Source organism: Curtobacterium sp. MCBD17_035, from assembly GCF_003234815.2.
GTDB lineage: Bacteria > Actinomycetota > Actinomycetes > Actinomycetales > Microbacteriaceae > Curtobacterium.
In genome coordinates this window covers 2,208,068-2,220,855 of sequence record NZ_CP126279.1, presented here as the reverse complement: position 1 = coordinate 2,220,855, position 12,788 = coordinate 2,208,068, and the positions used below count along the sequence as shown (strand labels likewise).

Here is a 12,788-nt window from a genome sequence, read left to right as displayed (position 1 = left end):
CGATCCTAGCGGAGGTCGTGAGCGGAACGGTGTCGGCGGCGCGCGGGCACTACCCTCGGACGCATGGCGCTGACCCGGGGACCAGCTCGCGTCGCTGCGGGTGTCGCTCGACGCCTGTTGGCCGGTCGTGACGTCAGCCCACCCGACGCGGGGCACGGACCCGTCGTGCTCGGCATCGCGACGGAGATCGACCAGCGCGGCGTGGACCATGCGGCGCTCCGCGCCGACGTGACCACCGTCCTCGTGCTCGCCGATGTCCGGACGTCGCTCGCCGACCGCGCCGCCGCCCTCGACGCGGCCGCAGCCTCGGTCGACGCCGCGCAGGTGCTCCTGGCCACGTACGACGTCCACGCCGGACCCGCCACCGCACATCCCGTACCGCGCGTCCCGCAGGGGTGGCAGGGCGTCGACGAGCGCGTGCACGCGACGGTCGGCGGCGCCGTCGCCGCCGCGCTCCCGGCCGTGGTCGGAGCGCGTCTGCTCGTGGTCGACGCGGCGCTCGACGCCGAGCCGGAGGCGTGGGGACGCCTCCTCGACGCGCTCACGCCGGACACCGCGGTGGTCCAGGCGGTCGTGCGCACCCGCGACGACCTCGTCGCGAGCGCGGGTGCCGGGTTGATCCGTCCAGGGTGGCCCACGTGGCCGGTCCTCGAGGGGTTCCCGGTCGAGGACGTCGGCGAGGCGGGCACGGTGGTCTTCGCCGCCGACGAACCCGTCCTCGCCGTCCACACGAGCGCAGTCGGGATCCCGCCGCGCACGATCGACGCACAGGTCACGCTCGCCGCCTGGACACGTGCCGCTGCGGACGTGCACGGCGGGGCCGTACGGGCCGTGCCGGTCGGACGCGTGTACCGGGACGCGCGCGAGACACCGCGGCGCCTCGACACCGACGCCGAGGCGGTCGTCCGCGGGTGGGACGACCGAGCGGACGCCTGGACGCCGACGACCCTCGCCGCGCGCGGTCTCGCCATCGCACGCGTCGACGCCGGTCCTGCGGGGCGTCCCGTCGCGCTGCGCGTCCCCGTGCCGTGGCTCGTGCGGGCCGTGCACGCGACCGATCGCGCCGTCCGTCTGCGCTGGTCGCTCAAGATCGCGGCCCACGCCGGCCGCCGCGGTGACGACTGGGGCGACCTGTTCTTCGCCCAGGACCTCGCGGCCGCCCTGCGGCGAGCGGGTCAGGAGGTCGTGGTCGACGCGCGGGACCGGCACGTCCGTCCGCGCTCCGAGCACCTCGACGACGTCAGCCTCGTGCTCCGTGGACTCGACGACACCCCGGTCGTCCCCGGCGCCGTCAACGTGCTCTGGGTGATCAGTCACCCCGACCTCGTCACCGACCCGGAGCTCGCCCGGTTCGACCTGCGCTTCGCCGCGGGCGCTCGGTGGGCGGACGCCACGGCGGCCCGGACGGGACTGCCCGTCCGGACGCTGCTCCAGGCCACCGATCCCGCGCGGTTCGCACCCGGACCGTCCGATCCCGAACTCGCCAGCGACGTCCTCTTCGTGGGCAAGACCCGCGACACCGTCCGGCCGGTCGTCGCCGACGCGGTCGCGGCCGGCCTCGACCTGACGGTGTGGGGATCCGGGTGGGACGCGACATCGGTGGCGCCCCGGGTCCGCGGGGCGTTCCTCCCGAACGACCGCCTGCCCGACGCCTACCGCAGCGCTCGGGTCGTGCTCAACGACCACTGGCCCGACATGGCCGACGGTGGGTTCCTGTCGAACCGGCTCTTCGACGCCGCCGCCACGGGGGCCATCGTCGTGTCGGACGACGTGCCGGGCATCCGCGAGGTCGCAGGACCGAGCGTCGTGGTCACGGCCGGCGGTCCGGACGACCTGCGGCGCGTCGTCGCGGCCGCGCAACCCGGCGACGAGATGATCCGATCGGCGCGTGCCGCGGTGTTCGCCGAACACCATTCGTTCGACCGCCGAGCCGCCGTCCTGATCGAGGAGGTCCTCCGTGTCCGCAGCTGAGTCGTGGGCCGAGGGACCCCGGAGTGCGACGCGGGAGCGACGCCGGGAGGGACGGGCGCGGCGGGACGCGCGGCTCGAGGTCGCCGGGTTGGTCGCCGCCGTGGTGTTCGTCGTGCTCGCCTCGGTCGCCCGTGCGCTGAGCAACGGGCCGCTGTCGACGGCCGACGAGACCGCGCACCTCGACTACGCCTACGAGGTGTGGCACGGTCACCTCCCGGTCTTCGAGCGCGGGATCCAGTTCCACCCCGCCTTCGGGGCCGTCCCGCCCGTGCAGTGGGTCTCGCAGCACCCGCCGCTGTTCTACGCGCTCCTCGCGCCCGTGGTCGGACCGCTCATCGACGGCAACCACCTCTACATCGCGGTGATCGCCGGCCGGTTCGAGGACGCGCTCATCGCGGGGACGACGGTGCTCGCGACGTGGTGGGCCGCGCGGCAGGTGCGTCCGGGGGACCGCGTCGTCGCGGTCGTGGCCGCGCTCGCCACCGCGTCGACCGGCATGCTCATCCTCGTCGGTGGCGCGATCTACAACGACCTCGTCAACGTCACGTTCTGCGCGCTCGCGATCGGGCTGGCGGCGCGGGCGTTGCGGACCGGCCTGACGACGCGGCTCGTCGTCGCCGCGGCGCTCGTCGGCGTGGGCGGCATGCTGAGTCGGCTCGTGTTCGCCGTCTTCCTCCTGGGCCTCGTCGTCGCCCTGTTCGTCGCGCCGACCCGTGCCGTCACCGCGCGCGGGGCGTGGGGGCGCCGGGTGCTGGCGGCCGTCGTCGTCGGTGTCGTCGCCGCGCTCGGGGCGGGGTGGTTCTACCTCCGCAATCGCGCGCTCACCGGCAACGTGGCCGGCAGCCACCCGGCCTGGGCCGCGGCGCACCTCGGTCGGCACGACCGGACCGCGTCGTCCGTCGTGACCGACAAGGGGTTCTGGGAGCAGCTGTTCGCCGTGTACCGGGCCGGCCTGCCGACGACGAGCCCGCTCACGTGGGTCCTGCTCCTCGCACCGCTCGTGCTCGCCGCGGTCGTCGGTGTCGTCGTCCTCGTCCGCACGCTGCGTGCACGCGGACGCCGCCACGGCTCCGCCGCCGCCGATGCGCAGCCGGCCGAGGTCGACGGGGTCGTCGGGCGGCCGCTCTGGGGTGTCCCGGCAGGGTGGTGGGTCGCGGCGATGATGGTCGCGGTCTTCGTGCTGACGGTGTTCCTCGAGGTCCGGTTCGTGATGGGCGGTGGCGCCCCGAACACCCGCTACGCGCTCCCGCTCGTCCCGGTCACCGCGATCGTCGGGGCGATCGGACTGACCGCGCTCGGGCGCATCGCGGGCACGGTCCTGACGGTGCTCTGGTCGATCTGCGCCGTCGTGGCCTACTCGAGCGCCGTCGGGCTCGTGACCCCGGTCGGCCCGGCGATCGCGCTGACCGCCACGCGTGGCGACTACGTCGTCTCGCTCGTCGTCTTCGCGTTCATGGTGGTGGCGGCCGTCGTGCTCCGCCTCCGGCGGCCGCCGGCAGTCGGCGTCGACGCGGGTTCCGAGTCCGACGTCCACGCCGACCACGGCGGACGGCCCGACGGCGCCTGAGCGTCGCGTCCGGAGTCTCCGGCGTCTCCGGCGTCTCCGGCACCTCCGCGTCGCAGCGAGGACGACCGCGTGTCAGTGCGCGTGTCAGTGCGCGTGTCAGTGCGCGCGGATGCGCGACCGGACCGACCGGGCCACGTCGCCCGCACGGTCGGCCATACGCACGACGCGCCGCGCCCGCATGCGCTGGAGCTCGGCCTCCCGGTGGTTCGCGAGCTGCTCGACGGCGTCGATCCGGAGTTGCTGGTGCTGCACCGTCGACTCGAGCAGCCGCACGTTCTCGCGGACGCGTCCGAGTTCGGTCTCGCGGCGGTCGACCTCGGCATCGCGCGCCGCCAACGCGGCTCCGACCCGGCGCAGGTCGACGAACTCGTCCTCCGGGACGACCTCGTCCTCGCCGTCGGCAAGCGGCGTCCCGCGGTCGGCGAACGAGCGGACGAGGGAGTCGTCCCGGGTGAACGGCCCCGCTTCGGCTTCCGCCTCGGTGACGTGGCGGAGCGCGTAGTAGTGGAGCAGGACGCCCTCCTGGAGGCGCCGGTAGTCACGCATCCCGTGGTGGTTCGGGCTCGGGTTGAGGTCGGGGTTCGCCTCGTACGCGCGACCGGCGATCTCGACGCGGTGCTCGTACTGCCCCCACGATCGCCAGGGGAAGTGCAGGACCTCGAGCGCGAGGTCCTCGGCGGGGGCCTCGCCCGCGGGGATGGTCACGAGGTGGTTGCCCTGGACGACGGCGACGTCCGGGTGTCCGACGTGGATCGCGTTCCCGGACGGCTGCGAGATGAGGCCCGCCGCGTGCAGTTCGGACGCGGAGCGTTCGTCGCGCCACAGGAGCCGCGACAGGCCGGCGCCGCGCCGAGCGAGGGGACCGACCATGTTGACGACGGGGACGACGAACGCGTTCACCGCGGGGTCGAGCCGTTCGAACACCTCGTGGAGCGTCAGGCTGCGGTCCTTGGCGAACAGGAACTCGTCGGCGTCCGCGTTGACGACCCAGTCGGCACCGTGCAGCGTGTGCGCCTCGCGGGCCATCCGTGTCACGGTCTCGCTCTGCTGCTTCCGGTGCACCGGGTCGTGTCGGAGGTCGACCTCGGCGACGCCGGACGCCGCGAACGCCTCGAGGGCCTCGCGGGTGCCGTCGACCGATCCGTTGTCGGTGATGACGAAGACGTCCACGCCCTGTGCGAGGTGGTGGTCCAACCACGGTCGGATGACGTCCGCTTCGTCGCGGACCATGAGCGTGACTGCGAGTTTCATCGGTGGAGTCCCGGGGAGGTGTCGGGTCGGCCTGGGAGGCCGACGTGGTCAGATGGTCGAACCGTGCATCCTGCTGCGGACACCCAGGGCGAGCCTGAGCGCGACGCGCAGCGGCCACAGGTACCACCCGTGGTACTTCGAGGCGAGGAACCGGTACGCGCTCGCGTGGTGTGCGCGGCGCATCCGCTCGGACACGCCACGGGTGGAGTGCGCCCCGACGTGCGTGACGCGAGCCGCCGGCTCGTACACGTTCCGGAAGCCGGCTCTGGAGAGCCGGTAGCCGAGGTCGACGTCCTCGAAGTACATGAAGTAGCGCTCGTCGAACCCGCCGATGCGCTCGAAGGCGCTGCGGCGCACGAGCAGGCACGCCCCCGACAACCAGCCGGCGTCGCGTCGTCGGGCGCCGTCGCGGTCGCTGTGGTACCGGGCGGTCCACGGGTTCCGGGGCCAGACGTTGGCGAACAGCGCGTGGCCGAGCCCGTTCCGGAGCGACGGGACGGCGCGCGCCGACGGGTAGACGGTCCCGTCCAGTTCGACGATCGCCGGGCCGACGGCGCCGATGTCCGCTCGTTCCGAGCCGGTCGCGAGGAGGCGGTCGACGGAACCGGGCGCGAGGACGACGTCCGGGTTCGACACGAGCACCCAGTCGACGTCCGGGGGGAGCGCGGCCACGGCGCGGTTCACCGCACTGCCGTACCCGGCGTTGGTGCCGAGTTCCAGGAACACGGCACCGCTCGCCTCCGTCGCCGCGCGGAGCCCGGCCAGGTCGTCGGACCGGTTGTCCGCGACGACGACCGGGACCCGGCCGGAGCACGACGCACCGGTCGAGGCGAGGAAGTCGGTCAGGTAGCGGCCGGAGTTGTAGCTGACGGTCACGATCCCGACGTGGGCCGTGCGTCGTTCGGTCGTCGTCATGCCGCGTAGACCTCCTCGTGCACGCGAGCGCACGCGCGCCAGGTGAAGGTCTGCGCACGCTGTCGGCCGTCGGTGGCGAGGGCGGAGCGCAGCGCCGGGTCGGCGAGCAGGCCCGCGAGACCCGCGGCGATCGCGTCCGCCGTGGGCTCCACGTACGCGACGGCGTCGCCTCCGACCTCCGGGATCGCCAGACGGCGCGTCGTCAGGACGGCGGCACCGCACGCCATGGCCTCGAGGACCGGGAGTCCGAAGCCCTCGCCGGTGCTCGGGTACGCCACGACGGTCGCGCCGCCGAGGAACGCGGCGAGATGGTCGTTGGGCAGGAAACCGAGGTGACGGAGGCGGGCGCCGGGCCGGTTCCCCGCGCGTTCGAGCAGGTCCCGAGCCGTCGGGTCCCAACCCAGGCCGCCGGAGACGACGAGCGGGGGAGCGTCCGGGAGTTCGGCGTGGGCGGCGACGAGGGCGGCGACCTGCTTCCGGGGCTCGACGGTCCCGAGGAACGCAACCCAGCCCTCGCCGGGGTCGAGGTCGTGCTCGGCCGCGAACGAGCGCACGGCCTCCGGGGTCGGCTCGTGGAACACCGCAGGGTCGACGCCGAGGTGCGCGACGACGTTGGGGACCGCGGTGTGGGGCACGAAGCGGGCGATCTCCGCGGCCGTCGCGGCGCTCGGCGTGACCGTGGCCCGCGCGTGACGGCGGGCGAGTCGGGTCCACAGCCGGAAGAACCGGCGCTTCAGGGCCCCGTGTGCGTCGGGGTCGCTGAAGAAGGTCGCGTCGTGCAGCGTGACGACGGACCTGCGGCCAGCGGCGAGGGGGAACGTGTAGTGGGGACAGTGCAGCACCCGTGCCCGCGCCCGCAGGGCCAGGAGCGGCAGCCCGACCTGTTCCCAGAGCAGTCGGACCGGACGACGCGCCACGGCGGCGGGCGCGACCGCGTAGCGGTGCGACGGCGCCACCGATCGGAGCCACGACAGGTCGTCGGGCTTCACGACGACACCCACCGCCACGCCGTCCTCGGCCAGGCCGCGCAACAGGCCCACGATGTAGCGCGCCACGCCTCCGCGGTTCGGCGGGAGACTGGTCGCGTCGACGAGGACCGGGAGGTCGACCACCGTCAGGCGGGGATCTCGCGTGCGACGGTCGACACCCGCGTCATCCCGGCGTGACGGTCGTCGTCGGCCATGACGAACCGGGCCGCCTCGCGCAGGATCGCGATGTGCTCCCCGGTCTTCTTGGCGAGGAAGCAGTGGATGAAGTACGGGCCACCACCGAACTGGATGTCCCGGAGCCGGTACTCCACGATGGTCCGACCGTGCAACGGCTGGTGCGTGAAGCCGATCTTGCGGCTGTCGGTTCCGTACACGAGGTGGCCGTGCTGGTTCTCGATCTTGAACCCCGAGTTCCACTCCTCCAGCGGCGACGTGTGGGACACGGTCATCCGGATGACGAGGTCGTCGCCCGGCTGGAGTTCCTCGCCCGGCGCGCGGCCCGGCGCGGCGATCTCGACGCGCTCGACCTTGCCGGGCGTCGCTTCCTCGCCCGCGGCCTCGGCCTCGGCGACGCGGCGGCCCTCGAGGATCTCGCGGAAGTTCTTGACGGCGTGCCGCGCGGACCCCTGGAACTTGACCTCGCCGTGGTGCAGGACGACGGCGTGGTCGCAGAGCTCCTGGACCTGTCCGAGGGAGTGGCTGACGAGGATGATCGTCCGACCCTGCTGCTGGAACTCGCGGATCTTGTCGAGGCACTTCTTCTGGAACTGCTCGTCGCCCACGGCCAGGACCTCGTCGACGAGGAGGACGTCCGGGTCGGTGTGGATCGCGACGGCGAACGCGAGCCGGACGTACATGCCCGAGCTGTAGAACTTGACCTGCGTGTCGATGAACTCGCCGATGCCGCTGAACCGGAGGATGTCGTCGAACTTCTCCTCGGCTTCCTCTTGTGTGAGACCGAGGATCGCGGCGTTGAGGAACACGTTCTCGCGGCCGGTGAGGTCCGGGTGGAAGCCCGCACCGAGTTCGATGAGCGCAGCGAGGCGCCCGCGCCGAGCGACCGACCCCGTGCTGGGCTCGAGGATGCCGCCGATCACCTTGAGCAGGGTCGACTTGCCCGATCCGTTCGGCCCGAGCAGTCCGATCGTCGTCCCGGCCGGGATGTCGAGGTTGACGTCCTTGAGGGCCCAGAAGTCCTCGCTGTGTCGGCGCCCGGCGCGACCGAGCGTGACGATCCGTTCCTTGAGGGAGTTGTCCTTCCGGATGACGAAGCGCTTCGAGACGTTCCGGATGCTGACGACGGTCGGGGCGTCCTCGAACACGGCGTCCTCGGTCTCGCTCGGGGCGATGAGGTCGTTGTCGATCGACATGTGATGCCTTTCTCGGTCCCGAGGACTCAGATCTCCTGTGCGAAGTTCCCCTGCAGTCGGGCGAACGCCCGCTGGCAGAAGAAGAGCGCGACGAGTCCCACGACACCGGCGATCACCAGGCGGAGGAGCATGTGGTCCGGGTACTGCTCGGGACCGCCGGCGGTCCAGAAGGCGCGGTGGAAGCCGAGGATGGCGAGCGTGACGGGGTTGTTCTCGTAGATCGGCAGGATCCAGCTGATCCCCGCGGCGATCGCCCGGTCGTGCACCATCTGCCACGAGTAGACGATCGGGGACGCCCACATGAAGAGCATCATCAGGACCTCGACCAGGTAGGCCATGTCCCGCAGGTACACGTTGAGTGCCGAGAACAGCAGGCCGATGGCGGTGGCCCAGATCAGGATCACGAGCGTGGCGGGGAAGAAGAACAGGATCCCCTCGTTCATCGGGAAGGACCGGAACGCGGCCGTCGCGATGAGCAGGATCACCATCTGGATCCCGAAGTTGAACAGCGCGCCGCCCACCGCGGAGAGCGGGTAGATCTCGCGCGGGACGTAGACCTTCTTGAGGAGGCCCGCGTTCGCGACGACGGAGCCGGTCGCGCCGGACACGATCTCGCTGAACAGCCCGTACAGGGTCAGCCCGGCGAACACGTAGATGGCGAACTCGGGGATCGCCCGGGACGAGCCAAGGATCTTGCCGAGGATCAGCCAGTAGATCCCCAGCTGGACGAGCGGCCGGATGAGTGACCAGGCGAACCCGAGTGCACTGTCCTTGTAGCGGGACTTCAGGTCGCGGCGGATCAGGAGGTCCAGGAGCTGGCGCTGACCGTGGATCTCGCGCACCGACCCCCAGGTACCCCCGGCGGTCCGGCCCGCGGGCACCAGCTGCTCCGTGCGGAGACGGGCGAACCGGTCGGCGACGGTCCGGTCGGCGACGGTCCGGTCGGCGATGGTCGTGCTCATGTGTACCTCACTCGTCGGACGAACAGGAAACTATACCTCGCGCCGATCCGGCCGGCACCGCCACGCACTCAGCGTCCGTACTTGCTCGCGCGCATCGTCGAGACACGGTTGCGCACCTTGCCCGCGAGTTCCTGGACGCCGCCGTCGGTCAGGTAGTGCCTCGCGAGCATGACGTCGCGACGGAGCCCGTGCCGGCTGTTCGCGATCTCGTGGAACCGCTGCTCGCGCGACTTGCCGATCTGCGGGATGACGACGCCTCCGCCCGTGCGCTCCCGTTCGACAGCGGCGTTCGCGCGGTCGGGAGCCGGGTACGGGTCGTGCGCGAACTCGATGAGCGGCGCGAGCGCCTTCTCCCAGGTGAAGTCCGCACGGACCCGGGCGACCTGTGCTCGGGCCTCGGCGATGGCGGCCTCGTCGTAGAGCATCGCCTCGAGTGCGTCGGCGAGGGCGTCGACGTCACGCTCCGGGACGGAGACGCCCATGCCCTCGGCGGCCACGAGGTCGCCGAAGCTGTCGCCCTCGGTGGTGACGATCGGCAGGTTCGCCCACATGTAGTCGAGGATCCGGGTGCGGAACGAGAACGTCGTCTCGACGTGCGCGAAGTGCGTCGAGACGCCGGCGTCGGCCTCGAGCAGGTAGTTCTGGCGGTCGTCGAGCGCGACCCACTGCTCGTTGAAGAACACGTGCTTGTTCGTCAGCCCGAGCTTCTCGCTGATCTCGCGGGTCTTCGCGACGATGGCCATCTCGGGCACGTCGGGGTTCGGGTGCGCGACACCGAGGAAGAACAGGCGGATGTCGTCGTGGCGCTCGGCGACCTTCGCGACGGCCTCGACCAGGGTCGGGGTGTCGAACCAGTTGTAGATGCCGCCACCCCAGATGACGACCTTGTCGTCCTCGCCGATGCCGGGCACGACACCGCGGATCGCCTTGCGGGTGTGCTGCGGCGGCGTCGAGTCCATGCCGAACGGTGCGATCGCGATGAGGGACTTCAGGTTCTCGTCCTGCGCGTAGGTGTCGGGGTTCACGCGACCCACGGCCGCGAGCTGCCCGATCCAGAACAACCGCTGTCGCTCCGAGGCGCACAGGAAGAAGTCGCCGCGCTGGAGCTGCTCGTTGACGACCTCGGTGGTCACGAGGACCTGGTTCCGCCACGCGGCGTCGCCCATCTCGCGCCCCTGCTCGAGCTGCTCGAGGTGCATCGGGTCGTAGAGGTCGACGACCATGATCTTGTTCGAGGCCTGCAGCGTCAGGAAGTGCCGCAGTGCGAAGCCCTGGAAGAAGATGACGTCGGCCCACTCCTCGTGCACCTTCATCGCGCGCTCGTCCTGCAGACGGACGCGGTGCACCTCGAACTGGTCCGAGGCCCGGTTGGCGACGTTCCAGGTGACGAGGCGGACGTCGTTGTGCTCGCTCAGCGCCTCGGCGATCTTCCACGCCCGCATGCCCGGGCCGGCCATCTTCTCGCCGAGCGCGTCGCCCGTGATGATGAGGACGCGCTTGCGCATCATCGGCCGGTTCACCTGGAACGCGTCCTGGATGGCGGTGAAGCCCTCGAGGTAGTAGTCGTTGCCGAACAGCGGGTGGAAGATGTTCCCGAAGAGCCGGAAGACCTCTTTGTCGGTCTTCACCCGACGGGACTGCACCTCGGCCCGGCTCTGCCGGAGCTTCGGCAGGTCGGCCACGAACTGGTCGACCGCGAACAGACCGGCCACGGTGTCCTTCGACACCGGTGTGGTCGGCTCGTGCTCGTCCGGTGCCCCGGTGAAGCGGCGGAGGTCGTACGACTCGCTGTCGAGCTCGCCCTTGGCGACGGCACGACGGGCGAGGAGGGCGAGGGCCGCGGGGAGGATCGTGCCGAGGCTGGCGTCGTCGAGGTTCTTGTAGAGCATGTGCAGCGCGTTGCGCTCGAGCAGGTACATCTCGCGGTACTCGCCGAAGCTCTTCATCGAGCCGTGGTGCTTGTGGTACACGATCGAGTTCGGCGCGAAGCGGACGCGGTAGCCGTACAGGTTCAGCCGCCACCCGAGGTCGACGTCGTCGTAGAACATGAACAGGTCCTCGTCGAACCCGCCGATCTCGAGGAACAGCGCCCGGCGCACGAAGAGCGCCGACCCCGTGCCGAAGAGGATGTCCTTCTCGCGGTCGAACCGGCCGTCGTCGGGCTCGGTCGTGTGGTTCTTGTAGCCCATGCCGAACCAGGTCAGCCCGGCCTCGACGAAGTCGATCGCCGTGCCGTCCCAGTCGAGGACCTTGCTGGCGACCGCGCCGATGCGGGGGCTCGCGGCGAACGCGGCGAGCCCTTCGCGGATCCACTGGGGGTCCGGCTTGGCGTCGTTGTTGAGGAACGCCACGAACTCGCCGGTCGCCGTGCGGGCGCCGAGGTTGCTGCCGCCGGTGAACCCGAGGTTCTCGTCGGACACGACGAGCTTGACGTTCGCCTGGTCGCCGAGGGCCGCCCGGAGGCGGGTCGCACTGTCGTCGCCGGAGCCGTTCTCGACGACGACGATCTCGAGCTGGCGTGCGGGCCAGTCGACCTCGTTCAACCGCGCGACGCACTCCAGGGTGTCGTCCGTGCCGCGGAAGTTGATGATGACGACGGACACGGTGCCCGTGGTGGTGACGGTCAAGACGGGATCTCCAGATGTCGACGGCGGTCGTGGCGCACTGGCCGTGGCGAGTATAGCCAGCCGCCCGGCGCGGGACCGTGGAGACCGCCGGTGGTGCGGGATGATGGCCGGATGCTCGTCTCGGTCGTCGTCGTCGACTGGCACCGCGCCGACCTGACCGTGCGCGCGGTGGAGTCCGTCCTCGCGCAGCGCAGCGAGCACGACGTCGAGGTGGTGCTCGTCGTCAACGAGGCCCGCGACGCCGACGTCGCCCGCTTCCGTCGCGACCTGCCGCGGGTGGTCGTCGTGCCGATCGACCGGAACAGCGGGTTCGCGGGCGGGGTGACCGCCGGGATCGCGGCCGCACGGGGAACGGTCGTGGCCCTGCTCAACAACGACGCGGTCGCCGACGACGGCTTCCTGGCACACGGCGTGGCCGCGCTCGAGGCGGCCGGACCCCGCACCGCCGCGGTCGCCGCGACCGCCCTGCTCGAGGGCACCTTCCGCCCGGACCCGGACGGCCGCGACCCCGACGACCTCGTCGCGCCCGACGGGGCACGCTGGCGGCGCTCGGAGGGCGGCGTCCACCTCGTCAACGGCACGGGCGTCGTGCTGTCCCGGAGCGGCAACGGCCGCGACCGCGACTGGCTCGCCCCGATCGAGGGGCCGCGTGAGACGATCCCCGTGTTCGGGTTCAGCGGCGGCGCCGCGTTCATCCGTCGCGAGGCGCTCGACCAGGTGGGCGGGTTCGATCCGCACCTCTTCATGTACTACGAGGACGTCGACGTGTCGTGGCGGCTGCGCCTGACAGGGTGGGACATCGGGCACGCGCCGCACGCCGTGGTGGTCCACCGGCACGCGGCGAGCTCGGGCAGCGACTCACCCCTGGTCCGCTACCAGAGCATCCGGAACCGGCTCGCGGTCGTCCTGCGCAACGCGACGGCCGGCACGACGCTGCGGGTGGTGCTCCGGACCACGGTGCGCGCCCTCCTCGACCTCGCGCGCCCCGACCGCGCACAGCTGACGCCCGCGCAGTGGCGGCGTCTCGTCCGGGAGGCCCCGGGCCTGGTCCGCCATGCCCGTCGCGCCCGTCGCGGCGACGGTGCCACCCGTGCGGACCGTCGGCGGGTCGAGGAGCTCCTCGAGGCGGACTGAGC

Annotated in this window: 9 protein-coding genes; 3 read left to right on the top strand and 6 right to left on the bottom strand. The window is 71.8% G+C overall.

Translation table 11 applies throughout. From position 1 onward, the window contains the following. Positions 1–63: 63 nt before the first annotated feature. The gene (locus tag DEI93_RS10445; protein ID WP_146244355.1) at positions 64–1,971 is read left to right on the top strand and encodes a glycosyltransferase family protein; all 1,908 of its coding nucleotides are present in this window, start codon (positions 64–66) and stop codon (positions 1,969–1,971) included. Continuing rightward, complete coding sequence (locus DEI93_RS10440; RefSeq protein ID WP_111119278.1) at positions 1,958–3,538, top strand: glycosyltransferase family protein; 1,581 nt, start codon at positions 1,958–1,960, stop codon at positions 3,536–3,538. The genes DEI93_RS10445 and DEI93_RS10440 overlap by 14 nt, the downstream gene beginning before the upstream one ends. Before the next feature lie 96 nt (positions 3,539–3,634). Here the strand turns inward: DEI93_RS10440 and DEI93_RS10435 are convergent, their stop codons facing one another. From DEI93_RS10435 to DEI93_RS10410, 6 genes are all read right to left on the bottom strand, one after another. Further along, positions 3,635–4,789 carry a glycosyltransferase family 2 protein gene (locus tag DEI93_RS10435; protein WP_111026190.1) on the bottom strand — a complete coding sequence of 385 codons (1,155 nt, stop codon included), beginning with the start codon at positions 4,787–4,789 and terminating at the stop codon, positions 3,635–3,637. Positions 4,790–4,837: 48 nt separating this feature from the next. Next, positions 4,838–5,704, bottom strand: a complete 867-nt coding sequence (locus DEI93_RS10430) for a glycosyltransferase family 2 protein (protein ID WP_111009544.1) — start codon at positions 5,702–5,704, stop codon at positions 4,838–4,840. Then, positions 5,701–6,816 (bottom strand): glycosyltransferase family 4 protein, encoded by a 1,116-nt coding sequence (locus DEI93_RS10425; RefSeq protein WP_111119279.1) that lies wholly within the window; start codon positions 6,814–6,816, stop codon positions 5,701–5,703. Before DEI93_RS10425 ends, DEI93_RS10430 begins: the two co-directional genes overlap by 4 nt. A gap of 2 nt (positions 6,817–6,818) precedes the next feature. Beyond that, complete coding sequence (locus tag DEI93_RS10420; protein WP_111009545.1) at positions 6,819–8,063, bottom strand: ABC transporter ATP-binding protein; 1,245 nt, start codon at positions 8,061–8,063, stop codon at positions 6,819–6,821. 26 nt (positions 8,064–8,089) lie between these two features. After that, the gene (locus DEI93_RS10415) at positions 8,090–9,025 is read right to left on the bottom strand and encodes an ABC transporter permease (RefSeq protein WP_111009546.1); all 936 of its coding nucleotides are present in this window, start codon (positions 9,023–9,025) and stop codon (positions 8,090–8,092) included. A gap of 68 nt (positions 9,026–9,093) precedes the next feature. Beyond that, positions 9,094–11,652: a glycosyltransferase gene (locus DEI93_RS10410; RefSeq protein ID WP_220035633.1), complete on the bottom strand. Its 2,559-nt coding sequence runs from the start codon at positions 11,650–11,652 to the stop codon at positions 9,094–9,096. 111 nt (positions 11,653–11,763) lie between these two features. On the opposite strand from DEI93_RS10410, the gene DEI93_RS10405 reads away from it, so the two are divergent. Beyond that, positions 11,764–12,786 carry a glycosyltransferase family 2 protein gene (locus DEI93_RS10405; protein WP_111026188.1) on the top strand — a complete coding sequence of 341 codons (1,023 nt, stop codon included), beginning with the start codon at positions 11,764–11,766 and terminating at the stop codon, positions 12,784–12,786. The last annotated feature ends 2 nt before the right edge of the window (positions 12,787–12,788 follow it).

What these genes read in the sequence shown, in the direction of transcription:
- DEI93_RS10445 (WP_146244355.1), top strand. Translation starts at nt 64, where the DNA reads ATGGCGCTGACCCGGGGACCAGCTCGCGTCGCTGCGGGTGTCGCTCGA.
- DEI93_RS10435 (WP_111026190.1), bottom strand. Translation starts at nt 4,789, where the DNA reads ATGAAACTCGCAGTCACGCTCATGGTCCGCGACGAAGCGGACGTCATC.
- DEI93_RS10430 (WP_111009544.1), bottom strand. Translation starts at nt 5,704, where the DNA reads ATGACGACGACCGAACGACGCACGGCCCACGTCGGGATCGTGACCGTC.
- DEI93_RS10420 (WP_111009545.1), bottom strand. Translation starts at nt 8,063, where the DNA reads ATGTCGATCGACAACGACCTCATCGCCCCGAGCGAGACCGAGGACGCC.
- DEI93_RS10415 (WP_111009546.1), bottom strand. Translation starts at nt 9,025, where the DNA reads ATGAGCACGACCATCGCCGACCGGACCGTCGCCGACCGGACCGTCGCC.
- DEI93_RS10405 (WP_111026188.1), top strand. Translation starts at nt 11,764, where the DNA reads ATGCTCGTCTCGGTCGTCGTCGTCGACTGGCACCGCGCCGACCTGACC.